Annotated in this window: 22 protein-coding genes and 1 tRNA gene; 5 read left to right on the plus strand and 18 right to left on the minus strand. The window is 51.2% G+C overall.

The window, feature by feature from the left end:
* The first annotated feature begins 94 nt into the window (after positions 1-94).
* The 3 genes from FXY30_RS00495 (at position 95) to FXY30_RS00505 (ending at position 4,580) form a co-directional block, all read left to right on the plus strand.
* Positions 95-1,723, plus strand: coding sequence for a phosphoenolpyruvate carboxykinase (ATP) (locus FXY30_RS00495; protein WP_071704882.1), 1,629 nt, complete (start codon positions 95-97; stop codon positions 1,721-1,723).
* Between the two features lie 65 nt (positions 1,724-1,788).
* Positions 1,789-2,859, plus strand: a complete 1,071-nt coding sequence (locus FXY30_RS00500) for a YihY/virulence factor BrkB family protein (protein ID WP_157885014.1) — start codon at positions 1,789-1,791, stop codon at positions 2,857-2,859.
* Between the two features lie 770 nt (positions 2,860-3,629).
* The gene (locus FXY30_RS00505; RefSeq protein ID WP_147659351.1) at positions 3,630-4,580 is read left to right on the plus strand and encodes a hypothetical protein; all 951 of its coding nucleotides are present in this window, start codon (positions 3,630-3,632) and stop codon (positions 4,578-4,580) included.
* Positions 4,581-4,608: 28 nt separating this feature from the next.
* Here FXY30_RS00505 and FXY30_RS00510 read toward each other — a convergent pair whose 3' ends face one another.
* From FXY30_RS00510 to ftsH, 8 genes are all read right to left on the minus strand, one after another.
* Complete coding sequence (locus tag FXY30_RS00510) at positions 4,609-5,547, minus strand: NAD(P)-dependent oxidoreductase (RefSeq protein ID WP_071704885.1); 939 nt, start codon at positions 5,545-5,547, stop codon at positions 4,609-4,611.
* On the minus strand, positions 5,544-6,272 hold the full coding sequence (locus FXY30_RS00515; RefSeq protein ID WP_071704886.1) for a ComF family protein: 729 nt from the start codon (positions 6,270-6,272) through the stop codon (positions 5,544-5,546). The genes FXY30_RS00510 and FXY30_RS00515 overlap by 4 nt, the downstream gene beginning before the upstream one ends.
* Positions 6,273-6,281: 9 nt before the next feature.
* Complete coding sequence (recD2, locus tag FXY30_RS00520) at positions 6,282-8,474, minus strand: SF1B family DNA helicase RecD2 (protein ID WP_071704887.1); 2,193 nt, start codon at positions 8,472-8,474, stop codon at positions 6,282-6,284.
* Between the two features lie 130 nt (positions 8,475-8,604).
* A complete protein-coding gene (gene murA / locus FXY30_RS00525) occupies positions 8,605-9,870 on the minus strand; it encodes a UDP-N-acetylglucosamine 1-carboxyvinyltransferase (RefSeq protein ID WP_071704888.1) in 1,266 nt (421 codons plus the stop codon).
* Positions 9,871-9,879: 9 nt separating this feature from the next.
* Positions 9,880-10,509 carry a uracil phosphoribosyltransferase gene (gene upp, locus FXY30_RS00530; protein WP_071704889.1) on the minus strand — a complete coding sequence of 210 codons (630 nt, stop codon included), beginning with the start codon at positions 10,507-10,509 and terminating at the stop codon, positions 9,880-9,882.
* 75 nt (positions 10,510-10,584) lie between these two features.
* A complete protein-coding gene (locus FXY30_RS00535; protein WP_083428118.1) occupies positions 10,585-11,748 on the minus strand; it encodes an L-threonylcarbamoyladenylate synthase in 1,164 nt (387 codons plus the stop codon).
* On the minus strand, positions 11,745-13,400 hold the full coding sequence (locus FXY30_RS00540; protein ID WP_172619970.1) for a putative manganese-dependent inorganic diphosphatase: 1,656 nt from the start codon (positions 13,398-13,400) through the stop codon (positions 11,745-11,747). The genes FXY30_RS00535 and FXY30_RS00540 overlap by 4 nt, the downstream gene beginning before the upstream one ends.
* A 1-nt stretch (position 13,401) precedes the next feature.
* Entirely contained in the window at positions 13,402-15,327 is a 1,926-nt protein-coding gene (gene ftsH, locus FXY30_RS00545; RefSeq protein WP_071704891.1) for an ATP-dependent zinc metalloprotease FtsH, read from the minus strand.
* A gap of 215 nt (positions 15,328-15,542) precedes the next feature.
* Between ftsH and FXY30_RS00550 the strand changes: the two genes are divergently transcribed.
* Positions 15,543-17,747 (plus strand): alpha-amylase family glycosyl hydrolase, encoded by a 2,205-nt coding sequence (locus FXY30_RS00550; protein ID WP_071704892.1) that lies wholly within the window; start codon positions 15,543-15,545, stop codon positions 17,745-17,747.
* 22 nt (positions 17,748-17,769) lie between these two features.
* Here the strand turns inward: FXY30_RS00550 and FXY30_RS00555 are convergent, their stop codons facing one another.
* From FXY30_RS00555 to trhA, 7 genes are all read right to left on the minus strand, one after another.
* Positions 17,770-19,191 (minus strand): MATE family efflux transporter, encoded by a 1,422-nt coding sequence (locus tag FXY30_RS00555; protein WP_083428119.1) that lies wholly within the window; start codon positions 19,189-19,191, stop codon positions 17,770-17,772.
* An 11-nt stretch (positions 19,192-19,202) separates the two neighbouring features.
* Complete coding sequence (locus tag FXY30_RS00560) at positions 19,203-19,520, minus strand: Asp23/Gls24 family envelope stress response protein (RefSeq protein WP_071704894.1); 318 nt, start codon at positions 19,518-19,520, stop codon at positions 19,203-19,205.
* A 58-nt stretch (positions 19,521-19,578) separates the two neighbouring features.
* Positions 19,579-20,241 (minus strand): HAD family hydrolase, encoded by a 663-nt coding sequence (locus tag FXY30_RS00565; protein ID WP_071704895.1) that lies wholly within the window; start codon positions 20,239-20,241, stop codon positions 19,579-19,581.
* 150 nt (positions 20,242-20,391) lie between these two features.
* Complete coding sequence (locus tag FXY30_RS00570; RefSeq protein WP_071704896.1) at positions 20,392-21,345, minus strand: hydroxyacid dehydrogenase; 954 nt, start codon at positions 21,343-21,345, stop codon at positions 20,392-20,394.
* Positions 21,346-21,465: 120 nt separating this feature from the next.
* Positions 21,466-22,677 carry a cation:proton antiporter gene (locus tag FXY30_RS00575; protein ID WP_071704897.1) on the minus strand — a complete coding sequence of 404 codons (1,212 nt, stop codon included), beginning with the start codon at positions 22,675-22,677 and terminating at the stop codon, positions 21,466-21,468.
* Positions 22,678-22,689: 12 nt separating this feature from the next.
* Entirely contained in the window at positions 22,690-23,214 is a 525-nt protein-coding gene (locus FXY30_RS00580) for a cysteine hydrolase family protein (protein ID WP_071704898.1), read from the minus strand.
* A 127-nt stretch (positions 23,215-23,341) separates the two neighbouring features.
* Positions 23,342-24,022 carry a PAQR family membrane homeostasis protein TrhA gene (trhA, locus tag FXY30_RS00585; RefSeq protein ID WP_083428121.1) on the minus strand — a complete coding sequence of 227 codons (681 nt, stop codon included), beginning with the start codon at positions 24,020-24,022 and terminating at the stop codon, positions 23,342-23,344.
* Positions 24,023-24,100: 78 nt separating this feature from the next.
* On the opposite strand from trhA, the gene FXY30_RS00590 reads away from it, so the two are divergent.
* Positions 24,101-24,171: transfer RNA gene (locus tag FXY30_RS00590), tRNA-Gly, on the plus strand.
* Positions 24,172-24,262: 91 nt separating this feature from the next.
* On the opposite strand, the gene FXY30_RS00595 is transcribed toward FXY30_RS00590, so the two are convergent.
* The 3 genes from FXY30_RS00595 to FXY30_RS00605 form a co-directional block, all read right to left on the minus strand.
* The gene (locus FXY30_RS00595; protein ID WP_071704899.1) at positions 24,263-24,469 is read right to left on the minus strand and encodes a hypothetical protein; all 207 of its coding nucleotides are present in this window, start codon (positions 24,467-24,469) and stop codon (positions 24,263-24,265) included.
* 119 nt (positions 24,470-24,588) lie between these two features.
* Positions 24,589-25,932 (minus strand): SPFH domain-containing protein, encoded by a 1,344-nt coding sequence (locus FXY30_RS00600; protein WP_071704900.1) that lies wholly within the window; start codon positions 25,930-25,932, stop codon positions 24,589-24,591.
* A gap of 169 nt (positions 25,933-26,101) precedes the next feature.
* Entirely contained in the window at positions 26,102-26,614 is a 513-nt protein-coding gene (locus FXY30_RS00605; protein WP_071704901.1) for a hypothetical protein, read from the minus strand.
* Positions 26,615-26,644 lie beyond the last annotated feature (30 nt).

The raw sequence follows: 26,644 nt of genomic DNA on the forward strand, positions 1-26,644 counted from the left end.
GAAAAGCGTGACGCTTGCGATATAGTGTTGAACAGAACAAACGGCGCATTGCCGAACATAAACGAATTTGCGGTTGCAATAGAAAGAGTGTGCTATGTCAACAAAAACCAGATTTTCGCGTGAAGAGATGGGGCCGTCTTTATCCGCCATGAGCGCTCTGCGCACCATCGTGGAAACGCCGTTTTACGGCAACAACGTGGTGGAGGTGAAAACGCTTGCGGAAGCCTACGAGATGGCGAAGCATTCCACGGGTACCGTGATTACGGATCTACCAATCGAGCAGCCAGAGAAATTGGGTCTGCCCTCGGACGCAAAAGTATTGCTGTTTAATGATGGCGGCGTTACCGGCCGTACCGCAGCAGCGCGTCGCATCGTCGGCGATGAGGGAGTGGACAGCGCTGATCTCAATCGCAAGGTGATGACAGCCGTCTATGATACGCGCTGGAACACCATGTACCATGCACAGGTCTTTGTCGGTCTGGATGAAGATTTTATGGTGCGTGCGCATCTTCTCATTCCGGAAGGGGAAGAAAATATCCTTTATGATTGGATGTTGAACTTCCAGCCCTGTACGCCGGAATATGAAGAAATGTATGCAAAATCCAAAGCCATCCACGGCGAAGGCGACATCTATGTCTTCTCGGATCCGCAATGGGCACATGAAGAGCATCCCCTGGGTCTTACGTATTTTGATTCGGCGCACAACTGTGCCGCCTTGTTGGGCATGAAGTATTTCGGCGAGCACAAAAAGGGCACGTTGACGTTAGCCTGGTCCATTGCCAATCGCCATGATTATGCCTGCTGCCACGGCGGATGCAAGACTTTTAACCCGAACAGCGATTCGCCCTACACGCTTGCTGTATTCGGCCTTTCCGGATCGGGAAAATCGACGTTGACCCATGCAAAGCACGACGGAAAGTATGACATTCGCGTGCTGCATGATGATGCCTTCATCATCTCGACGAAGGACTTCAGCTCGGTAGCGCTTGAGCCTTCCTATTTCGATAAAACAGCGGATTATCCCGCTTCCTCGCCGGACAACAAGTATCTGTTAACCGTTCAAAACTGCGGCGTCACGCTGGATGAGGACGGCAAAAAGATCATTGTTTCGGAAGACATTCGTAACGGCAACGGCCGTGCAGTCAAGTCGCGCCTCTGGTCGCCGAACCGCGTGGATGTACTGCATCAGCCGATGACCGCGGTTGCCTGGATCATGAAGGATCCGGTTCTGCCGCCGCTGGTTCGTGTACATGATCCGCATGTTGCCGCGCTTATGGGCGTTACGCTTTCAACGAAGCGCAGCAATGCCGAACGTTTGGCAAAAGGCGTGGATCCGAATAAGCTGGTCATCGAGCCCTATGCCAACCCGTTCCGCACCTATCCGCTCAACGATGATTTCCGCAAGTTCTTGGCGCTCTTTGAGCAAGGCGTGGATTGCTATATTCTTAACACCGGCTCCTTCCTGGATAAGAAGGTGCCGAAGGAAGTCACGATTGCTGCAATCGAAAGCCTCGTAGACGGTTCCACCGTCTGGAAGCCCTTGAAGGCGATGAAGGGTCTGGAATATGCGGATATCGAAGGCTTTGACGTTCCGGATGATGCGGACTACCGTGCAAAGGTCCACCACAGCCTTGAAAATCGCACGACATTCCTACAAGAGCAAAAAGGCTTGAATCGCCTTCCCGATGATGCCATTTCCATGCTGTTAGACTTAGAAAAATAAGGATGATCCGGGTCGGCATGCTTGCCGACCCGGTTTTTCTCTTTTTTGTATGGAAGGAGGATCGCATGGATAAAAAGACAGTCTTGGAAGAACATACACCTGTCTTGGACGTGAAAAAAACGAATTTGCCGTCTTCTAGCGAGACGTCCTCTTTGGCGACCCCGGAGGCAAAGCCGATAGACACATTGGATACGAAGCCTGCAGACACGCCGGAGGCAAGACCGTTCCATTCGCAAAGAGAAGCAAACCGTTTAAAAAGGCGCAAACGAAAACCCGCAAAGGCCCACCGCGTACTCGTCGGCCTCATTCGAAACTTGCGCAATCAGGATCTTCTCTATCGTGCTTCCTCTCTTTCCTACGATTTACTGATGGCCAGTATTCCTTTACTATTGCTGTTTATCGTCGTAGGCTCGCTCTTCTTCGCCCATCCGACAGCCTCGCTGTATGCGCTTTTTCATCTGCTTCCACAAGTGGTGGCCGACATCCTTTCGGATGTGCTGCGTGTTCTCTTGCAAAACGTCAATGCCGGCACCGTCGGATTCGGCTTGGTGACTGCTGTTTGGCTTGGATCGAACGGTTTTAACAAGCTCATCCTTGACGTGAACACCTCTCTCGGTTTCCGCATACGGGGCAAAAGTGTGGTTCGCCGCACCTTTGCTATTGTGTATACGGTGCTGTTTTTAACCGCCATTGTACTCCTGTTGGTTCTGGTTGTTTTTTCCCGCAGCCTCATCATGGTAGCGGAGCGTGCTATCCGCGACTTTGGAATCCGGGAGCTGGAAGTTCTTGTCAGTGTCCTAAACTCTTTCCTTGGCCGTAATTTACCGCTTTTCTTTTTCCTTTTTACGCTGGTTTTGTTCTACCGTACGGCGCCGTTCGTCAGTCATGGACATGTCAGCTGGCGTGAAGCCGCTTTCGGCGGGATTGTCGCTGGTGTCGGCATCTTTTTGCTTACCGTCATTTATGGATATGTACTGGATCACGTTTCACGGCTTTCCCTCTACTTCGGATCTCTTGCGGGCTTTCTCGGCTTATTCTTTTGGCTAAAGTATACCTGCCTTATCCTTATTATTGGCGCTGAGCTCATTGCCGAAGTCCGTAAGGTTCCGGCAAACGAGGATACCTCCTCCCGTTGATCTGCTCGCTTCTGTATAGCATCTTAACCGACATAATCTTTCTCTTCGTTTTCTGGCATAGTTTTCCCCTACCTCGGAAAAGCATGTCCCTTTTTCTGCGTTTTCAGTTTTCCGGACATACAATCGCCGTGCTCAGCTAGAAATGCGTGTCCCTATTTTGCATTTTTCTAGTTTTCGGACACAGCTTTTCTCTTTACTCCGCAAAAACGTATCCCTTTTTCTGCGTTTTTGATTTTCCGGACACACAATCGCCGTGCTTAGCCAAAAATGCGTGTCCCTATTTTGTATTTTCCCATCTTGCGGACACAGTTTTCCTCTCTACCTTGCAAAAGTGTGTCCCTTTTTCTGCGTTTTTGATTTTTCGGACACACAATCACCGTATTCAGCCAAAAATGCGTGTCCCTATTTTGTATTTTCCCATCTTGCGGACACAGTTTTCCTCTCTACCTTGCAAAAGTGTGTCCCTTTTTCTGTGTTTTTGATTTTCTGGACACAACCTTCCTTCTTTTTTCAAAAAATGCATTTTTTATTGTGCTTTCTTATCTCGCAAAGTCCCTCCGTGTCTAAATTTAAGAATCTATACTTCAAAAGCAAGTGGCCTCTAAACCATTCGTGGCTTCCTAGCCATATCTTAGAAGTGTTCTGAAGCATTTAAGCGGCATCACGACAGAAATAGCTAACATCTACTGGAACACGTTAGCACGCGATGATATCACGGCGACACCCCGCCGACACGCGGCAACATCTCGAATCCTTCCCGGAGACTCTTGGTGAATCCGGATAAAACAACGCACCGTTTCCTTGGAACACAAAGACAACAAGAATGTGAAAGAATGGGAGAACAGGTAAGTTTTTTTGTTAACAACCGTTTTTTGTTTATAAGACCGAGAGAAAGTACAAATGGAGGTTCTATGCGCACCAATCAAGAATCGCTGTTCGAATTACGAGACGAATATCGACAGCAATGGAATGACCTACTAAAAAGAGAACATGCTACCGCTAATGGCACTTTAAAAATTGGACATCGTAAACATAAAATCCTTTATTATCATGATTATATAGATCCAAAAACAAACGCAAAAAAAAGAAAGTATCTTGGCGATCACGACACCGTTCTCATCCGGCAATTAGCGCAAAAATCATATGACCAAAAAGTAAAAAAACTCCTTGAGAAACGTCTGTGCTATTTGGAGGCAGTATGTGAACAGTTCAAAGACGAGAAATTAGAAAAACTCTACTCCTCTTTAAGTCCGCAACGCCAAAAGCTGATTACCCCGGCAATTCCTACCTGGAAAGCTTTGGTAGAACAATGGCTCAAAACGCCCTATCCCATTGCACCGCCCTCCTTTCCCAGGCCGGAAATATACAGCAAAAATGGCGAGCAGCTGCGCTCCAAGTCGGAGAAAATTCTGGCCGATATGTTTTATGACCAAAATATTCCTTATAAATATGAGTGTCCGCTCCGAGTAGACCAAAGCTGGTATTATCCCGACTTCACCTTCCTCAGTCCGTATACAAAAAAAGAAGTGTACTGGGAACATCTGGGCATGATGGGCGATGAGGAATACGCCTCTCATGCCATTCAAAAAATACTTTTCTATGATCAACATGGAATGTATGCGGGGGAAAATCTCATCCTTACCTATGAAACAAGCGCCGTACCCTTAGATTTTCGTTGGGCACAGCGCCTGATTACGCGATATCTAATTAAAACGGAATAAGCGTCCACCGTCCGACCCTTCCGCCTTGCTACACCTCTTCCGTCAAAAAGTCATACGCATGACGAAAAACAATTTCTGCACGCTTTTCCATCGCGTCTTGCGTGAAGTAGGCAATGTGTGGAGTAAGAAGCACATTGGGGGCGGAAAGAAGTGGCTCATCCGCAGAAAGCGGCGGTTCCTCATTGAAAACATCGACGCCGGCGCCGGCAAGAAGGCCACGCTGCAAGGCATCCGCCAAATCCCCGGAATGGACGATCGGACCACGCGCACAGTTTATGAGCACCGCTGTCGGTTTCATCATGGCAAAATGGCGCGCAGTCAGAAAGTTACGGGTTTCGGGAGTATTTGGAAGATGTACCGTAAGAATATCCGCCCGTCGAAGCACCTCTTCCAACGGAAGATAGGTAAGGCCAAGTGCTTTCAACTCGTCCTTCTCCGAGCGATTAAAACCGATCAAATTCGCACCAAACGCGTGAAATAGCTGTGCCACACGTGTGCCGATGCGCCCTGTGCCAATGATGCCAACCGTTCGACCGGCAATTTCCGTGCCGCAAAAATCGGCAGCCTTTCCGCCTTGGCGGATAGCCACATCGGCAGCTTTCATTTTACGCAAAAGAGAAATCGTCATGCCGATGACCAGTTCGGCCACACCTTCATCCGAGTACCCTGCCGCATTCAGGACACGGATGCCCTTCGCCTCCGCCTTTGGCACCGGTACATGATCCATGCCCGTAAAGGCGATGTTGATATATTTCAGGCACGGAGCACGATCAATAACTCCCTCCGGCATGGGCGTATTCGCCAGAATGACCTGCTCCGCGTCACCAATACGGGACAGCCATTCTTCTTCCGTCTTCGGTTTCGTCGCATAGGCCGTAAAGGAGTTCCCGTTCTCCTGAAGAGGCGCCGACAACGCCTGCAAGCGTTCCGCAGAGATGTGCAATGGTTCTACTAATACGGTTTTCATCTTTTCTCCTCCCTTTGCAACCACCCGCCTTCCGTTTCCTCCGAGGAAGGAAAATCTACACAGGCAAGCGCTAAACCCACCGCATACAAATGCGATTGATCCAGAATTTCCAAGGCCTCTCGCAACGTATTCCCCGTCGTTACAAAGTCGTCACAGACGATACCCACACCGCGTGGAGGAACGCTCCACACGGAAGGAGAAACGGAAAACGCCCCCTTCACATTCGTCAAACGCTCCCAGGCAGAAATTCTTTTTTGTGATGCGCGCGTATATCCTTTCTGCAGCAGCGGAAGAAGCGGAAGCTTCAATGCGGATGCGACCGCCTCAGCGAGCGCTCTTGCCGGATGAGATCCGCGCAACACTTCTCGCCGATGGCTTTGTGGAATATAGGATACCCAGGAAGCCCGTGATAGCATAGGGTGCTGCTTTGCATAGGCCGCCACAATGCTTTGAAACACCCTCTCATAGGATGTCTGCTGATGAAATTTATAGGCTCCAAAAAAATGACGCAAAAAGCGATTGTAAAACAGTGCGCTGTACGCGTAAAACGGAACGTCCGCATCAACTGAAATGGCGCTTTTTTCATCGGGAAAATCCGACTCCAACAAGCGGCAGGCACCCGGCGATTCCAACTCCTCTAGACAAGCGCGACAGAGGCCAAAACGCCCATTCGCCGGGCGATGGCAAAACGGACAACGATCCGCCTCCACAAACAAAAAGGACACCCTACCTCCTTAAAACAGCTCTTTGCGCAGTGCTACCGCCTGTATCAACCGCTCATCCAGCGAGGAATTGCGCCGCCTGATGTGGTTGTTTTCCACCATGCGCCTTAAGGTCTGCGGATCCCCCACGCAAAGACACAAGTTGCGAGCGCGCGTCATGGCCGTATAAAGAATGTTACGCGTGAGCAACATGGGTGCGCCGGGCACGACCGCAATCACCACACAGGGAAATTCGGACCCTTGCGACTTATGAATCGTAATCGCATACGACAAATCCAGCTCGTGAAACTGTTTCGGCTCATAGTGCGTCAAGCGGCCATCAAAATCCACCTCGAAAAAGGATCCCTGTTCATCAATCGTGGACAATACGCCAAAGTCACCGTTATAGACTCCTTCGCCCTTTTCTTCCGCTGCCGTGGTCCAGGACAGATCATAATCGTTCTTAATCTGCATCACGGCATCCCCTTCGCGGAAATGGCGCTCTCCCACGTCCCACTCACGTTTCGCTTCCCGCGGCGGATTGAGTGCCCGCTGAAGGCGCGTGTTTAAGCTGACCACACCGCATTCGCCGCGTTTCATTGCTGAAAGCACCTGAATGTCCTGAAACGGCGAAAAACCATAGTAGTCCGGAAGGCGGCGCGTGACCAGGTCCTCAATGAGATCGGCCGCATCCCGCGCATTTTTCGTCGGCAGAAAGAAAAAATCACCACCCATCTCATTCGCAACCGGCATCTCTCCATGGCGAACACGGTGCGCATTGCGCACAATGCCGGATTGTTCCGACTGACGATAAATGTGCTCCAATCGCACGGTGGCAATCACGCCGGAGGCGATGAGATCGTGCAGCACATTGCCGGCGCCGACCGAAGGCAGCTGATCCGCATCGCCCACCAGTACCAGACGTGCGGAATCTTTCAGGGCATCCGTTAAATGGGCCATCAGCGGCAAGTCCACCATGCTAAGCTCATCTACAATCACCGCATCCACTTCAAGCGGATTTTCCGCATTGCGCGTCGGGCCGGAAGACTCTTCTCCTCCACGATAGCCCAGCAAACGATGCACGGTCAAGGCTTCTCTGTCCGTCGACTGTTCCAATCTTTTCGCTGCGCGTCCCGTCGGTGCCGCAAGAGCGCTCACCAATCCATTTTGATCAAACAGCTCCAGAATCGCTCGCACAATCGTCGTCTTTCCGGTTCCGGGACCGCCGGTAATCACGACCACGCGTTCCCGCGCTGCCTGAGCAATGGCAGCCTTTTGCAGATCATCTGCCACCAGGCCGATTTTTTCCTCAATTGCAGGAAGATTCACGGTCAATGCTTCTCCGGCATTTTCTCGTAGCAACACGAGGCGCATCGCGACCGCACGCTCCGCCACATCAAAGCGACGCAGATACAGACGCTTTTCGGTCGCATCCCAAACAACACGTTCCTCCACCGTTAACGCAAAAATCGCTTCCGCATAGGAGGCCGGAATGCCTCCCAGCAAACGCTGCAAGCCACGGTCCAATTCTTCCTGCGTCACATAACAGGCGCCATCGGAAAGCGCTGCGTGTTCACAAAAATAGGAAATCGCCGCCTTCGTACGCAGCAACGAATCTTCTTCCACTCCCAACTTTTTTGCGATCGCATCCGCTGTCAAAAACCCAATGCCGTCCACCTGTTCCACCAGCGCATACGGATTCTTTTTTATTTCTTCCATTGCATCCGTACCAAAAACACGCAAGATCTCCTGTGCCGTTTTCGGCCCGATGCCGAGATTTTGCAGCGCCATCATCGTGCGCGAAGACGCCTCCTGTGCAATCAGTGCTTCCTGAATCGCGGCCGCCTTAACGGGGCCGATACCGCGAAGTGTGAGGAGAACTTCCGGTTCCTCGCGCAGAATCGTCAATACGTTGACGCCATATTCGTCCACAAGCTGGGTGGCGCGCTTTTTTCCGATATGCGGAATCGACCCGGAAGAAAGATAGCGAATCAGCTGTTCCGTCGTCGTCGGCTCCACTTTGTGCGCGGTTTTGATCTGCAACTGCTCGCCATATTTGGGATGGAAAACCAACTCGCCCTCCACCTCCAAATCTTCGCCTTCCGCCAACGAAAAAAAAGTGCCCACACAGGTTAAGGGGCCATCCTCTGTGGATAGCGCAAAGACGGTCCACCCGCTTTCTTCATTATGAAAGCGTACGGTGGTAACCGTCCCCTTAACCTGCATAGAACACCTCATTTCGATGTCTTTCAAAAAAGCCGTTCGCAAGAATGCGCAACGTACAAGACGCCCCGCATAAAACGCTCCGCGGCATCTTCACACTCTTGCCGTCACCTTTCGCTCGGATCCCTTCCTATCATTCGACAAAACGCTCGACGTCTGCGCCCAGTCCTTTTAGTTTTTCTTCAAAGCGGTAATAGCCGCGATCCAAATGGTAGACGTTATGCACCTGTGTCTCGCCATCCGCTACCAATCCCGCCAACACCAATGCGGCGCCGGCACGTAAGTCTGTAGCGTTTACCTTTGCCCCGACAAGATGCTCCACCCCGCGAATAATGGCCTCGTTGCCATCCGTCACGATGAGTGCCCCCATCTTATTGAGTTCGTCCACATGCATGAACCGATTCTCAAAGACGGTTTCTTCGACAAAGCTTTGCCCTTTCGCAATGCACATGAGCGCCATAAATTGCGCCTGCACATCGGTCGGAAAACCGGGATACGGCAAGGTACGAATTTTAGTGGCTTTCAACCTGCCGTTCGACTGGACCACTATCGAATCGTCATCGCTTTCTTCAATGCGCACACCCACTTCCTGAATCTTTGCCAAAATCGGTCGGATGTGTGCAGAAAGCACATTCTGCACTTCCACGGTACCGCCGGTCATCGCCGCCGCCACAATAAAAGTCGAGGCCTCAATACGATCGGGAATAATGGTGTGTCGTGCACCGTGCAATTTCTTTACGCCCTGCACCGTAATCGTCGAGGTACCCGCTCCGCGCACTTTCGCGCCCATTTTATTGAGGAAGTTCGCCAAATCGGTAATTTCCGGCTCTTTCGCCGCATTTTCGATAATGGACTCTCCCTTGGCCAGGGTCGCAGCCATCATGATATTTTGCGTTGCGCCCACGGAGGGAAAATCGAGATACACTTTTCCGCCCACCAAGCCGCCGTCCGGCGCCTTGGCGCCCACGGCATCCGGCTCTTCGTCAATCTCCGCACCCAGCGCCTTAAATCCCTTTAAATGCAAATCTACCGGTCTTTTGCCAATATTGCATCCGCCCGGCATCTGGGTAAAGGTTCGACCCAAGCGTGTGAGCAACGGCCCCATGACCACAAAAGAAGCGCGCATGCGGTTCATCAGCTCTCCCGGGGTCACCGTTTTCGTCACCTGAGAGGCATCGATGCGAATGGTTTCCGCATCCAAATACTCCACTTTGACGTCCAGCGCACGCAGCACCTCAATCATCACTTCCACATCCTTCAGCGGAGGCACCTGTTCCAACACGATTTCTTCCGTGCCCAGCAACGACGCGGCAAGAATCGGCAATGCGGCATTTTTCGCACCGCTAATGGTGACACTTCCTTCCAGTGGGCCGCGATTGCGTACGCGAATATATTCCATAAAAACTCCTTACTTCGTTCCGAAAAGGCGGTCGCCAGCATCACCCAAGCCCGGCAAGATATAGGCGTTTTCATTGAGTTCGCGATCCAATGCAGCCATCACGATATCGACATCGGGATGTTTCTCCTGTACCAGCTTTACGCCCTCCGGAGCTCCGATAATGCAGACCGCCGTGATTTTTTTGCATCCCGCCTCTTTGAGAAAATCGATGGACGCTACCATGGATCCGCCCGTTGCCAGCATCGGGTCCAGAACAAAGACATCGCGATTGGAGACATCTTGTGGCAATTTTAGATAATACTGTACTGGAAGATGCGTATCGGGATCACGATATAAGCCGACATGTCCCACTTTTGCCGTTGGAACAATATCCAGGAAAGAATCCACCATGCCCAATCCGGCACGTAAAACCGGAACGATGCAAAGTTTCTTTCCCGCCAGGCGATAGCCTATCGTCGACTCCATCGGCGTCTCCAGTGCATATTCTTCCAATTGCAGATCCCGCAAGGCTTCATATGCCTCCAGTAGAGCAATTTCCTGCACCAGATGACGAAACTCGTTCGTTCCGGTATTTTTATCCCTCAAAATTGATACTTTATGTTGAATCAGTGGATGATCCAATACAACCAGTTTTCCCATCTCGTCCCCCTTTCCGGGCATTTTTCTTCATTCTACCACAGAACCGGCCATAGAATGAAACCCGAAAGCGAGGCTTTACGACACGTGAATAATATTGCCGCCGGCAGCTTTGCGCAACCGATTCATGATGGCGATCCCATAGCCCACAGATTCCACGCCATGGATGAAAATTGCATCGCAATGATGGCGATCCAGCTCACGCATCAGGCGGAAAATGCGCTGTCCCATCGTGTCCATCATACCCTCTGTTCCTAAAGAGCGCACCACAGCGTCTTCGGGAGAAAGCAGCAAAGAGAGTTCCTTCGCCGCTTCTTCAAACACCATAAAGCCGACCCGCTCTCCTTGCGCATGAAGCACATGAAAGTCATCCATCATCCGCGACTTCACGGCTTCCTCCTTGCCCATATAAACCGTCACACGGGCACGCGGCGCGTAGTGACGATACTTCATGCCCGGCGACTTCGGCGGAGGAAGCGTCTGCAACGAGGGAGCCTTTTCTGCCGGTGCGGAAATACGGTTATCCCCCACAAGTGCCGGATCCAAATAGATGCCGGGAAAAAACGTATCCAACATGCTCGGAGGATAGTAGCCCGGACGCAAGATCACCGCAGGATCCTCGGTTAAATCCACCACCGTGGATTCCACGCCAATATCACACGCCCCACCATTGAGAATCAGCGGAATACGCCCGTCCATATCCTCCAGCACGTCCGAGGCCGTGGTCGGACTCGGGCGCCCGCTGCGATTCGCCGAAGGCGCTGCAATGGGCGTGTTCGCCTGCGCAATCAACGCGCGTGCGACTTCACTGGTCGGCATGCGGATGGCAACGGTCGAGCCCCCGGCCGTCACGCGATCCGGAACACGTTCCGATTTCTCAAAAATAAACGTAATCGGGCCGGGCCAGAGACGTTGCAACGCGCTGTAGTGCGCCGGTAAGACGTCCTTTACCAACGGATCCAACATATCGAGCGTAGCAATGTGCAGAATGAGAGGATTGTCTTGCGGGCGCCCTTTCGCTGCAAAGATTTTCGCTACCGCCGCATCATTCAGACCGTCTGCACCTAAACCGTAGACCGTCTCCGTCGGAAACGCCACCAGCTCACCGCGGCAAATCCATTTGGCCGCTTCGACGATGGCCGGAGCATCGGCATGAAGAGCAGGCAATACCTTTGTCGTATAGTGGAACTCGCTCGGCGCATCCTGTTCTGCGTTCCACTCCTGATCCGCAAAGCGACTCATCGTATCTTCTCCTTTGCCCGTCCGATGGCAGCTGTCAGCTTCGGCACAAGCTGCTTTTTACGAGAAAGGAGCCCCACACCCAAAAAGCAATTCTTTTCCAGGCTTGCATGAAATTCCTCTGCAATCTCCTTTGCATGGGCGCCGTCCACAAAAATCAGCGAATTTTCGGCAAAGATATCCGTCACCACCAGAAGATACGTATCCAATCCCTGTTCACGACGCAGCTGCTGCATGGTTTCCATCAGATCCGATTCCATATCCACCAAGCTTTGACTGTTTAACGTGAACACCTGCGCAACCTTGACCTTCTCTCCTTCGATATCAAACGGCTTGACATCCGCTGTCAGAAGATCGATCGGGTCTTTTCCCGTTAAATCGGTGCCCGCACGGAACATGGCCATGGCGTATTCTTCAACATTAATGCCGGCAATAGGAGCGAGACGCTCCAAGGCCAGACGATCCAGTGCCGTGGTAGTCGGCGAGCGCAGCAACAGCGTATCGGAAATGATGGCGGAACACATCATGCCGGCAGCCGCGCGTGAGGGACGAACCCCCTGCTCAAAGTACATCTGTGAGATAATCGTTGCGGTACAGCCTACCGGCATCACGCGAACATAAATGGGACTTGGCGTATTGACGTTTGCCACGCGATGATGATCAATAATCTCCAGAATATCGGCGCGGTTCAAGTCGAGAACAGATTGGGTGGACTCATTGTGATCGACCAGCACAATTTTTTTCTTAGGCGTGTTGATCAAATGGTATCGACTGATGGATCCCACTACACGTCCCTGCCCATCCAACACCGGATAGGAGCGAAAACGCGTCGTTGCCATCATTTCACGCACTTCATCCAAATATTCCGACTGATGAAAAGTCACAAGCCCTTCCGAGGTCATAAGAAAGCGCACCGGAACTGCCTGTGGCAAGAGACGCGCGGTTGAATAGGTGGAATTGGGCGTGCGCAATACCGTCACACGGTAGGTCTTGCACAGCTCCTCCATGCCTTCCGCCAGCTTCGCATTGTTGGTCAGAATGATGACCGAAGCGCCGATACGTATGGTTTCTTCCTGTGCTTTGGTACGATCGCCCACCACGACAATGTCATTTTCCCCAATCACTTCATTAATATGGTCCATGGCATGAATATGAATCGATCCGGTGCGTTCCCGCGGATGTTCGGGCATGTACACGATCTGTCCGGAAAGGACTTCGACAATATTTTCCAGCGGTGTATCCGATCGACCAAGAATGTTGTCATTCCATGCCGTCGCATAGGAATTTGTAATATTGGAAAGAGAAATCACCCCGATGAGCTTTTGATCATCATCTACGATGGATAGGGAGTTCTGATGGTTCTCTTGGATGATCTGTGTCGCGCGCGCCAATGTGGTCAAGGGCGAAATGCCATAGCTGGTATCGATGTCGATTTCGGATAGTTGCGCCTGCATCGTATCGCGAAATGCCGGCGCCTTCAGGCCAAAATAGCGCAGCGCAAATTGCGTTTCCGCGTTCACGTCCCCCAATCGAATCGGAATGGCTTCATAATCGGTTGTTCGATTTTTCAATTCGGCATACGCAATCGCCGAACAAATGGAATCGGTATCCGGGATTTGATGCCCAGAAATATACAGAATCTCTTTTCCTCCCACGCTACTCCTCCTCTTCCTGCTGCGGCACAGGATCTCCATCGCCTTTTTCCGCCTTCTGCGGCACGTCGACGCCGGTCGTCTCTTCTTCGTGTAAAGCAGGCTTTCCATTTTCGACAAGCGTTCTGTTCAACAGCTCCATAAATTCTTCGCCGGTAATGGTCTCACGTTCCAAAAGGAATGCAGCGATCGCGTGCATTTCGCTGTCATTCTCTTTTAGAATTGTCAACGCTGTCTGATGCGCCTTCTTCAATATTTCCGCTACGCGCTGATCCACGTCGGCCGCCGTGGCATCCGCGGCCATCAACGACGTATCCTGACTTAAATAGGGACTATTCACTGTCTCCAGTGCCATAAAGTCAAAATCCTCGCTCATGCCGAAGCGAGTAACCATCGCACGCGCCATTTTTGTAGCGCGCTCAATATCATTCGAGGCGCCCGTCGTTTTTGTCTGAAACACCAGCTCTTCCGCGCTTCGTCCACCCGTTAACGTAACGATCTCTCGGAAAATATCCTCGTGCGTCATTATGACCTTTTCTTCTTCATCCACCTGCATGGTATAGCCTAAGGCGCCGGACGTACGGGGGATAATCGTTATTTTCGTGACGGGAGCGGTACCCTTTTGAATCGCGGCAACCAACGCATGACCCACTTCATGATACGCGATGATCTGCTTGTCGCGATCCGTAATCACCGCATTCTTTTTCTGCTGTCCGGCAATGACGGTTTCCACCGATTCAATCAGGTCTTCCGTTGTGACAGCATCGCGTCCTTCGCGTACGGCTCGCAAGGCACCTTCGTTAATGATATTCGCTAAATCTGCTCCGGAAGTTCCTGCCGTCATTTTGGCGACTTGTCGGAAGTCCAGCTTCTCGTCGGTCTTAATCTTTCGGGCATGAACACGCAGGATGTCTTCTCGTCCCCGAATATCCGGCAATTCTACCCGAATTTGGCGATCAAATCGTCCCGGACGCGTCAGCGCACGATCCAAAATTTCCGGACGGTTGGTCGCGGCCAAAATGACCACCCCGCTGTTCCCCTCGAATCCGTCCATTTCACTCAACAGCTGGTTAAGCGTCTGTTCACGTTCATCATTTCCACCGATGCCGGCAGTATCGCGACGCTTGCCAATTGCGTCAATTTCATCGATAAAGACGATGCACGGGGCTTTTTTCTTGGCTTCTTTAAAAAGATCCCGCACTTTTGCCGCACCCATTCCTACGAAGAGTTCCACAAACTCCGAGCCGGAGATGGAGAAAAACGGGACATGCGCTTCCCCGGCTACCGCCTGTGCCAACAGGGTTTTACCGGTTCCCGGCGGGCCGACCAGCAGAACGCCTTTCGGCGAAACCGCGCCGATGGCACGGTATTTTTCCGGATTGGCGAGGAAGTCCACCACTTCCAAAAGCGAGTCCTTCGCCTCATCCTGACCGGCTACATCTTCAAAGCTTTTTCCACTCTTGGCCTTTACATAAACCTTGGCATTGGATTTCCCAAAGCTCATCGCACCGGAGCCTTGCATTTGCGTGATAATACGACGCCCCATGTACCACAAAAACGCTAGGGGTATGACAAAGGTTAGCAGAAAGCCCAGCAGTGGGTTCGGTGTTGTCGGAATTTCTGCGCTGTATTCCACGCCTTTTTTATCCAGCAGCGCCGTTAATTCCTCGCTTTGCCAAGGACCGGTCTTCATTTTGACCGTATCCCCTTTTTGTCCCTTCACCTCGAACGTATAGCCTGTCGCGCTCTTCTGTACTTTGTTCACCTGCCCTTCCTCGACCAGCTTAGTAAAGGTGGAATAAGGCACTTCCTTGACACGCGACTCACGAATCATCGGGCTGATGATGAGTTGAATGATCAACAGCACGACAAATACGGCTAAATAGTAATAAATAATCGGCTTTTTTTTGTTGTTTCCGTCTGAATTCACCGCACACCTCTTTCATGTATTCATTTCCCCATGGTGTTACCCTTTTTTCCCCACCGGGAATGGATTTTATAAGTATACGGTGAAATTGTGAGAATAACTTGTTTCTTTCACCTTGCCGTCGTCCGGGTCCTGCCGGCGAATTGCAGTTGATTGCAGGGTGGACGTGATATACTGTGAACGTGAACCCGAAAAACCGATCCGGAAGGGAGCAACGTATGGCAGCAAACGATTTGCGTCACAAGGGATTTGCAGAAAGACGTGAAGCGGCACTGGAAAAAATTCTCCATCTTGATCCATGGCTGAGCAATTATCGAAATGATCTGAAGCTTCGTATGGACAATCTGGAGACCAAGCGACGCCTTTTGTTGGGTGAAAAGGGAACGCTGCGTGAATTTGCCAATGGTCACCATTATTATGGTTTTCACCGCACGGAAACCGGCTGGGTCTATCGCGAATGGGCTCCTGCCGCACATCTATTATTCTTAGTGGGCGATTTTAACCAATGGGAGCGCTACACGCATCCACTGCACCGCAACGAGCATGGCGATTGGGAAATTCGTCTCGAAGGTCACGATGCCCTCAAGCACGGCCAACGTGTCAAGGTCATGGTGCAATATGATTACGAAGATCACTTTAAGATTCCCCTCTACTGCCGCCGCGTTGAGCAGGAAGTGCATGCCGACGGGTCCGTTGACTGGATGGGCATCATTTGGGAACCAGAAGAAAATTATGTTTGGGACGATCATGACTTTAAGCCTGCCAAGGGCGCGCCGCTCATTTACGAAGCGCATGTCGGTATTGCGCAGGAAGAGGGCGTCATCAGTTCCTTCCGTCAATTCGTAGAATTTACGTTGCCGAAAATCAAACGTGCAGGCTATACAGCAGTTCAACTGATGGGCATCATGCAACATCCGTACTACGGTAGCTTCGGCTATCATGTGTCCAATTTCTTTGCCGTATCCAGCTGGTTCGGTACGCCGGATGATTTCAAATATCTCGTTGATTCCGCTCATCAACTCGGTTTGAGCGTATATATGGATCTCGTCCATTCCCATGCCGTTAAAAACACAGCGGAGGGCATCAACCGCTTTGACGGCACGCAAGAGCAATTCTTCCTTCCCGGCGAGGCGGGCCTCCACCGCGCTTGGGATTCCATGTGCTTTGATTATGGCAAGCCCGAAGTGTTGCACTTTCTGCTGTCCAACCTGAAATACTGGCTGGAGGAGTATCACCTCGACGGTTTCCGCTTTGATGGAATCACGTCCATGCTTTTTCAGGACCACGGCTTGGGCACCTCGTTTGATTCGTACGACAAATACTTCTCGCTTAATACGAACATTGACGCCGTTTCCTACCTCACGTTGGCCACCCAGCTGGTACATGAAATCAAGCGCAATGCGGTACTCATTGCGGAAGATATGAGCGGCATGCCGGGATTATGCCTCCCTCCGGAAAGCTGCGGCATCGGCTTCGACTATCGCCTTTCCCTCGGCATTCCCGACCTCTGGATTAAGCTCATGCAGACGAATGATTATGATTGGTCCATGCACAAAATTTACTATGAGTTGACGACCCGTCGTCCCAAAGAGAAAAAAATCGCCTACACCGAGAGCCATGACCAGGCATTGGTTGGCGACAAAACCTTGTTCTTCTGGCTGGCAGACGAGCAGGCCTATTGGCACATGCGTAAAGACGATGACAATTACATCATCGATCGCGCAATTGCGTTGCATAAAATGATGCGCTTCATTACCTTAACCACAGGGCAAGACGGTTACCTCAATTTTATGGGCAACGAATTCGGGCATCCCGAATGGATTGATTTCCCTCGCGAAGGAAACGACTGGAGTTTCCATTATGCCCGTCGCCAGTGGCATCTCATGCTCGATGAGGAGCTGAAATACAGCTATCTCTCCAACTTTGACCGCGATATGCTGCAATTTGCAAAAAAAGAGAAGGTATTCGGTGCGCAGGGACTGCAATATATCCGCATCTACGAGGATCGCAAAATTATTGTGTACCGTAAAAACAATCTGCTCTTTGTCTACAATTTCCATCCTCAGAACTCCTATGAAAGCCTGCGCTTTCCGGCCAATGAAGAAGGCACCTATCGTGTTGTGTTTAGTAGCGATCGGAAAAACTACGGCGGCTATGAGCGCATTCCGGAAGACGTTCTCTACCACACCGAGCCCATGGATGATATCGACTGGAAGCAGGGCCTGACTCTTTATCTTCCCAGCCGGACCTTGATCGTTCTTAAAAAGCTTCCTCCCGAAGAAGAACAGGTCATCGATCTGGACGTGGAGGAACCGGAATCGCTTCCAATGGATGAAAAAGAACAACAGGCCATTGACCAGATGCGCCGCGCAGAAAAGATGGCCCGGCAAGCGTTGCGTGCAGCGAAATCCAAAAAGAAATAAAAAATGGTGCGAAAGCGCATTTTCAGCGTTCCTTCCCCATTGCTTGTGCAAAGCGCGACTGATGCGTGCGTAAAAGCAGTGCAATCACCAGGCCCTTGCCCAGGCTCGTTAGACTCATGCCGACCCAAATACCATAGGCGCCAAACGGCCGCATCAAGAGCAATCCCAGCGGAATGCGAAGAAGATTGAAAGCCACTGAGTTGATTGCCGGCGGCAAGCTTTTGCCGAAGGCATTGAAGCATGCGGTCACGGCGGACTCAAAGGCAATAAACGGCTCCGATATGGAGAAAATCAAAAGATACATGCCACCCATAGCGATCGCATCGGCTTGTCCGGGCAAAAAAAGCGAGAAGATCGTACGCCCAAAGAACAGAAACAGCAACATAATGGCAAGTCCTATCGACGTCATCAGGCGAATTCCCGTTCGCATGATCGTGTTCACGCGCTGTCTTTGTGCATCGCCGCCGCGCTCCGTCGCTCCAATGTTTTGCGCCATCATGGAGGTTAATGCCGCGCCGAATCCATCGGCGGTCATCCAGTTGAGGCTTTCCAGCTGGGATCCGATCGTTGTGACGGCAACAGCAAGAGCACCGATGCCAGCGAGCATGCGACTGAGCATTAAGTTAATGAGGCAAAATGTGCCAATCAGAAGCGTCACGGGAAGGCCGATGCGAACCATCTCGGACGCAACCGAGCGCTTCATCGGTGAGAAAAAGCGTATGCGTTGCAAGACTGCGAGCGGATTTTCCGAAAAGGTCGTCTGCTTACCGATGCGTAAAGCGGCCAGCCGAAAAAGGATAAATACGCCGACCTGGGCAAGTGTCGTCGCCCATGCCGCGCCTTCTACGCCAAGGGCCGGGAAGGGACCGATTCCCACGATGAGCAAGGGATCCATAATCACATTGAAAAGTAAGCCACAAAAATTAATCCAGAACGCACTGCGGGAGTCGCCAAAACTCTGAAATGCCTGTGCATAGGAAAAGTGCAGCATCTTAAACAGCATCCCGAGAAAAACAATGCGGCCATAACGCATGGCTACCCCTGAAATAGTGGGGCCAAGGCCATAAAAATGCACAAAGGCGGGAAGCATAGCCTGGGCGAACAAAAAAAATCCAATGGAAGCAATAGACGCTACCTGAAACCCGGTGGAAAGCATGCCGGCCAGGGTTTCTTCGTCTTTCCCGGCACCATAATTTTTAGCCGTCACGACGCCCAGACCGGTGCGCACACCGGTAGCAATGGCGTCGGCCATCCACGTTACAAAGCCGATCATGCCAATGCCCGCCACGGCGTCGCCCGAAGCAACCTGTCCCACCCAAAAAAGATCGGTGAGCGTATACACCGTTGTAAAGAGAGATGTCATGACAAAAGGAGCCGCGAACCGCACAAGCAACGGTAAAATCGGCCCCTCGAGCAAATGTAAGGGTTGTTGTTTCCTATTCATCGCGTGGTCGCTTATAGCACATGAACATCCACGCGGCGGCAAGTCAATCCTAAAATCGCTTCCACTTCCTGGCGTACCGCTTCCTGCACATCGCGTACAACGTTGATAATCACGCGATCCTTGTCCACCATGATAGAAAGCTCGGTGGTCAACGCGCCATTTGTCGTTTCCGTGAGAATATAACGCTCATAGCCACGACGAAGCGTTCCCGATTCCGGATCAAAGCCGGCGACCGCCAACACGCCGTCCACCTCGGCAGCCCGAAGTGCGAGCATCTGATCAATCACGCGATTGGACACCAGACAGCGTCCTCCTTCAAACTCTTTCATTGTTCTCCTCCCGTTTCGTCCACACCGAAGTACGTCTTCGGTCGCACGCGGCGCATCCTTAAAACGCCTGTTCCCTCGCCCATTCCTCCGTTTGCCAGCCGGCAAAGGAATATAAAAATTCGTCTGCTTCGAAGCGAATGGCATCTTCATCCTGGTCATAACCTTCGTCCTTGACGCCCACGGTGTGGCAGCCTACTTCCCTTGCCGCACGTAACGCCAACAGGGCATCATCAAAAACCACAAGCTCTTCGGGGCGAATGCCGAAGCGCTCGGCCGCCACGGTGAAAAATCGCGCGTCGCTTTTGTCAATGTCGATGGCGGATGAGCTGAGCACAAAGGAAAAATGGGAGCGCAGCTTGGTCGTATCCAGTGCCAATTCACAGAGCTCCTCCGGCGTCGCCGAGCCGATGGCCATGGGAATGCCCAGTCCCTGGAGAATATCAAGCATTTCCCGCACGCCTTCTTTCGGCGTGACGGTCGTCGCATAAAACTGCTCCATCGCCTCCAGCGCAGCCTGTCGAAGGGCGGTCGCATCTAAATCCAGCTGCAGACGATCATTCAGATAGTCGACAACACCCTGGCTGCCCGCGGTGAGCAGCAGTTCGTAATCCACCTCGTCTTTGTCTACGCCCTGCTCGCGCAAATAGCCCATTTCCGCTTCATACCAAGCTCTTTGTGAATCCAACAGCGTGCCGTCCATATCAAATAATATGGCTTTCATCCGTCCTCCTGTATGTTCTGCGTCAATCGCTGCATTGACGTTTTAACCCTATGTGGTAACTTTTTTCCAGTATACCATAGAAAAAAGTGCCCGCGCCGCCGAAGCAGCACGGGCATCTTTTAGATTGTTTCTCTTCTGGCGTTTGGTGCCTTACAGTTTGATTTCGCCCACCAATTCTTTTCCGTTAAAGAAATTGATGATATTCTCAGCAGCCATCGTGCAGACGGCCGACTCGCATTCATTGGTCTTGACAGCAAAGTGCGGCGTCAACACCACGCGTTCATGCTTGAAGAGCGGGCTGTCGGGATCGCACGGTTCTGTCTCCGTCACGTCGAGACCGGCACCGAAGATTTTATTTTCGTCGAGAGCGCGAATGAGAGCTTCTTCATCCACAATCGGACCGCGTGCGCAGTTCAGCAGCACAGCTGATTCCTTCATGATGTCAAATTGGTGATCGCTGATCATATGACGTGTTTCGTCCGTAAGCATTAAGTGCAGTGTGACAAAATCGGCCACTTTCAGGACCTCATCCACAGTATCAACATAGGTTACACGGTCGTCATTGCGTTTTACATACGGATCATACACAACCACCTTCATGTCGAAGCCGTTCATGCAGATGTCGCCGATCGCGCGACCGATGCGGCCATAGCCCAAAATACCGAGGGTTTTTCCCTTAATCGAATAGCCCATCGGGGTGTTGGCACGTGCCGCCCAGCCTTCCTTCTGATAACGGCGGGAAGACTGTGCAATCTGCAGCGCAACGGTCATCATCAAGCCAACCGTAAATTCAGCAACAGCCTGGCCATTGGCACCCGGCGTTGTCGTCAAGGTGATTCCCTTCTCTTTCAGCAGTGCCAGCGGATAGTTGTCATAGCCGACACCATGATTAGAAATAATCTTTAGATTCTTTGCTGCATTGATAACTTCTTCCGGAATTTCCGCAATGCGAATGAGAGCCGCGTCCACGTCGGCAAACTCTTTGACCATGGTCTCGGTGTCGGTCAAATTCTTAATTTTGCTCCAAATTACCTCATAGCCGGCATCTTCCAGCTTCTTAATTCCGTCCGGATGGACTTTTTCCGTTACCAATACTTTCGTCATTTCGCTCCCCTTTCGTGCATACGTTATCTTGTTCCTGCTCGGCGTAAAAAATCGTCCGCAATCGGACGGTCTATGACATTCTTACGTTAGCATGTTGTCCCATGCTTGTCAAACGTTGTCCTAACTCTGAGGATTTGCTTCTCTTTGCAACGCTTTTTTATGGCATACGTCCATGCCAAGAGCCCCCAACGGTGCGGTAAGCACAATGCCCATGACCGCAACGGATAAAACAATTTTTCCGCATGCCAATCCTGCTGTTAAGGGAACCGCCCCGATAGCCGCTTGGACCGTTGCCTTTGGCAAATACGCTAACACACAAAAAACTCTTTCTTTTTTTGACAAAGGAGTGGCTGCTGTGCTTAACCATACCCCCAGAGCACGGAAAAGCAGAGCGGATACAATGACTAAAACAGCCGAAAAGCCGGCTTGAACGGTATAACGAATATCCACCGCCGCACCGACAAGTACAAAGAGAATCACTTCCGCTGCCAGCCATAATTTGCCGAATTTATCCGAAAGACGCTTGGATACAAAGCCTGTGCTTTTATTTTTCATCATGATCGCCATGCTCATAACTGCCAGCAGCCCTGATACCGCCACCTTTCCAGCAAGCCAAACTTCAACTGCCATCAAGAGAAACGCGACAGCCATCACAATGATCACCTTTGTGCTGTTGCGGATATAGCGTTTGCGCACATAAGCCGTTTCAAAAAATACATACAATGCATATCCCACCAGAAGGCCTAATGAAATCCCCATGACAATGGAAAGAGGAATGTTCAAAAAATCTATAGCATGAGCGCTACCTCCCTGCGCAATACCTAAAAAAGTCGTGAATAGGACAATCACAAAAATATCATCACAGGAAGCACCTGCCATCAACATTTGTGGTATACCTTTTTCGGTTCCGTATCCATGCTCCATGTAATAAACCATACGAGGAACCACCACCGCCGGAGAGACAGCTGCCAATACCGCTCCCATCACCGCCGCTTCCACATGCGTGATGCCGAGAAGCATTGGAGCAAGAAGAACATAGCCTAGGATTTCAAAAGACGCCGGAACGAAAGATAATAAAACCGCCGGGCGACCAACTTTTATTAAATCTTTTACATCAAGCGATAATCCCGCTTTCAACAAAATGATGATCAAGGCCAATCTGCGAAGTTCTGCGGAAATGGACAGAACGGATGGATCCAGAACATTCAAGACATATGGTCCTAAGACAATACCGGTAATCAGCATTCCGATGATACGCGGCAGCCGCAACAGCTGACAGATCCTTGCCATGGTCAACCCGACAAGAAAAATATAGGCTAATGACGTCAACATGGTTTGCTGTCCTTACGCATTCAGAATTTCGATCTGACAGGCTTTCATGGCTTCCAGCGCCGTTTGGTGCGATTCCGGCGTAACGCCGGCACACCCCCTTGCATCCACCTTGATCGGAATTTCCGGAAAAAAGGCTTTGATGAGCAGCGCATTGGAGATAACGCAAATATCGGTATCCAATCCCAAAAGCGTAATGGAGGAGATCCGTTCCCGATCATCCAAATCCGAAAGAATGGCCGGTAGCGAAGCCGCACCGAAGGTGACCTTGTCGATGGGCTCTGTCTGACGAAGTGCTTCCAGTGCCGGATGAATCTTCCACCCGGAGGTGCCGCGAACGCAATGGGCAACCGGAAGATTTCGGCCTTCCTGTGTTTCCAGATAATTCTCGCGATGCGTGTCGCGGGTAAAAAGAACACAGCCCTGAAAGTCTTTCACGCGCTCCACCACATAGGGAACAACCGCCTGTGCGGCCGCCGAACCCAGAGCACCGTCAATAAAATCGTTTTGCATATCAATTACCAAGAGAATATCTTGCATTGCTCATCCTTTTCTACGGTATCCTTTGTACCGAACATGCCCTATTTCCCACAAAGAACGAAGCGCTCCCTGCAGAGCGCACATCCTATTGCCTCACAAATCCCATTTTCTCGCAAATTTTATTTCCCTATAAATAGAAATAGTAGCCGCTAAAATGAACGATGGCTGCCGCCAGAACAAAGAGGTGCCAAACGACATGGTGATATTGCCAACGCTTCATGCGATAAAACACCGTCCCGACAGAGTACAGCACGCCCCCGGACAAAACGAGAGCAAAGAGCGGCCATGGTCTTTCCGTCAGAAGAAAGCGCAGAAGAAAAAGGCCCATCCAGCCCATTCCGATATAGAGCAGCGTGGATATGCCTTTGAGGCGATCATATTGACGAAAAGTCGCCACTTTGAAGATCGTCCCGCCGAGGGCAAGCAGCCAAATAGCAACCAACAAAGCCGTTCGCTCCCACCCCTGCATCAGCAAGAGAATGGGCGGCGTAAAACTTCCTGCGATGAAAAGGAAGATGCTGACATGATCAAAAATACGAAGCACCATCTTGACACGCGGAAGGGACACCGCATGATACAGCGTGCTCGCCAGAAAAAGAAAGAAGAAACAGCCGCCATAAATGGCATAGGCAACGACACCAACAAGTTTCCCCGCCCTTACAGCGCGGATGAGCAACAAAACTAAAAAGAGGAGGCCCATCACGATGCCTAACGCATGCGTTATCGCGTTCCACGGTTCCATTTTCTTTTCTTCCGAAGAAAGGGTCGGTGCAGAAGGTGTTTGTTGACGATTGGAAAAAGTGGTCATCGCATTTCCTTTCTGAATTGCCAACCCAATTATAGCGTAGCGAGGAAAAAAGTGTTACCATGGGAATGTCCTCGTCGTGCGGCTGTAGTTCAATGGTAGAACACCGGCTTCCCAAGCCGGATGCGCGGGTTCGATTCCCGTCAGCCGCTTTTTTATACGTTTTTTGTCCTTCATAAAAAGCGGCGCTCCTTCACGCCTTTCCGTGGAGGAGCGCCGTTCTTTGCAAAAGCGAGAGGCATCTTACTTATTCTTCTTCTGACCGCTCAATTTTTCTGCTTTTTCCGCTTTCTCTTTTTCCGTTGCTCCCTCTTCATGCATCTCAATCGGCTTTTCGTCGTTGATAGCATGGTTGATGTAGAAGTCGGTATTGCGTTCGTTGCGATTCATCTGGTTGTTATTGGCTTCCATCGCCTCATCATTCATTTGATCAATTTTTTTGTTGTCCATAACAGATCCTTTCTATTCCGATGTTCTTGTCCCTATGTCTCCTGCATTCCGCTTCTTTTACGTACCGCTTCCCTTGGATCCCGCTTCTCCACCATCCCACTTTCGTGAATCGGCGTACCTTACAATTCGTCAGGCGTCGGCGTCTCGGCCGGAGGTTCCAATTTTTGTCCGCACTCGGGACAAAAACGGGCTTTTTCCGTTACCGGATGACCGCATTTCGGGCATTTCGAAGAGTTGTCCGGCTTTTTCGTGCCGCACTCCGTACAGAATTTGCCACTATTTTGCGTCCCGCATTGTGGGCAAGTCCAAGAAGCAGAAGCTGTCGCTGCACCGGTCGCTGCACCAACAACAGTGGTCTCTACGCCAGCATTCCCCTGAACCGCTGACGGATCCGTATTTCCCGTTGAAGGTGTCGCGGGAACAGGCGCTGCAGCTTCTTTTCCCTGACCCGCTTGCTGCTGACGAATCTGCTCCGCATTATTCTGCGAGAAGGTACCGAAGCCGCCGCCGATAGTCGACATACCTACGCCCATGCCGAAGAAACCCTGACCGGCGCCGGCCTCGTTGCTGCCGGCGGATTCGAGGCCTCTGGCAATAGAGCCCTGCACATAGCCTTCGCGAATGGAGGCGTCGGAAAGCATGGCACCCTGGTTTCGCATGTTGATGAGCTTCTGCGATTCTTCATCATACGAAATCGAGGCGATGGCAACGGATTCCACCTGGAAGCCGCGCAATGCCTGCCATTTTTCATCCAATACGTCCTGCATGTATTCCGCCAGCTGATCGCCACGGGAAAGCACAAACGAAATGCGTTCCCCATCCGCACTCATCTTGTTAAGTGCCGTCTGAAAGGCGGTAAGAAACTCATTGCGATACTGTTCGCTCATGTCAGCGACATCAATGCTGGAATCCGCGTCATGATCCGCCACCTGAATATAGAATTTCAGCGGATCCGTGATGCGAATGGTATAGGAACCATGTGCGCGCAGGAACAACTCGGCATTATAGAAATTATCGTAATAATTGACCGGCGCCGGCGTACCAAATTTCAAGCCGCGCACTTCCTGCATATTCAGGAAATACGTCGTTTGCTTATACGGCGTCGACCCGGAGAAACGCACACGATTAAAGGTTTCCTTCAACGAATCACCCAGTTCGCCGTTGAAGAGCGAGGGCATCGACGAATTATCCACTTTGAAATAGCCGGCCTCACCGGAATAATCGATGACTTTTCCGCCATCCACAAGAAGCATGAACTGGCCTTCCTTGACCTGGATGAGCGAACCATTGGAAATGGTATCGGCTGTTCCCTTCTTGTTGCTGTTGCGCGGATCATTTTTACGGACGACAACGCCCGGCGCCGTGATGGTGGTTGGCCCCATGTAGTCCGATTCATAGACCTCCAGCCATTCATCGCCCAAGCCGCCGCCGATTGCACTGGTAATCGCGCGAATAATGCCCATTCCTGCCTCCTTCGTTCGATGTGTTCTTTAGCGTAAATCGCGTGTCTTCTTCGTATGAAGTCTTCGGGCGGTATTCGTTTCGAACCACGATAGGTCCGCCCACGTTTTGACGCCCATCTGTCGGCATCAATGTTTCACACCCAAATTTACTATACCCGAAGTATTTATCTTATTTCTTCGTCGAACGATTTTTACCATATTTTTCCCGGATCTTTTCTTTGAACTCGGCGCCATTGTAGACTTTGACGTCCGGGCGGTACTTTTCTGCCAAGCGGACAATGCGTTTGCGCTCGGATGTCGGAAACATCGCGCGCATCGTAACGTCACCGCGGGTAAAATAGAGCATCGTCGTTTCCGGATGATCCTCCAATTTTTCGTAGGTAACGGTGTCAATCTCTTCCCACGGAGTCACGCGATGATTGGACAGGATGTACATGTTCGAAAACTGCTCAAAGCCCCGGCCGGTCACCGCCGCATAACGCTTTGTGGTCACCGCGAGCAGCACAAGCACGCCGAGCACCAAAGAAATCCGATATTTCGTAAAGACCCCCAAGCCAATGCAAAAAAACACCAGCAAAAAGGCATACGGCATCACCCATTTCTTACGAGAATAGAGTTGTCTCATCTCGATTGCCTCGTGGTCACGACGCCACGGACGATCTTTTTCTAAAAACGACTTCATTTCGATGATCCCTTCTTTTGTTACAGATTC

This window comes from Murdochiella vaginalis, from assembly GCF_902381775.1.
Classification (GTDB): Bacteria; Bacillota; Clostridia; order Tissierellales; family Peptoniphilaceae; genus Murdochiella; species Murdochiella vaginalis.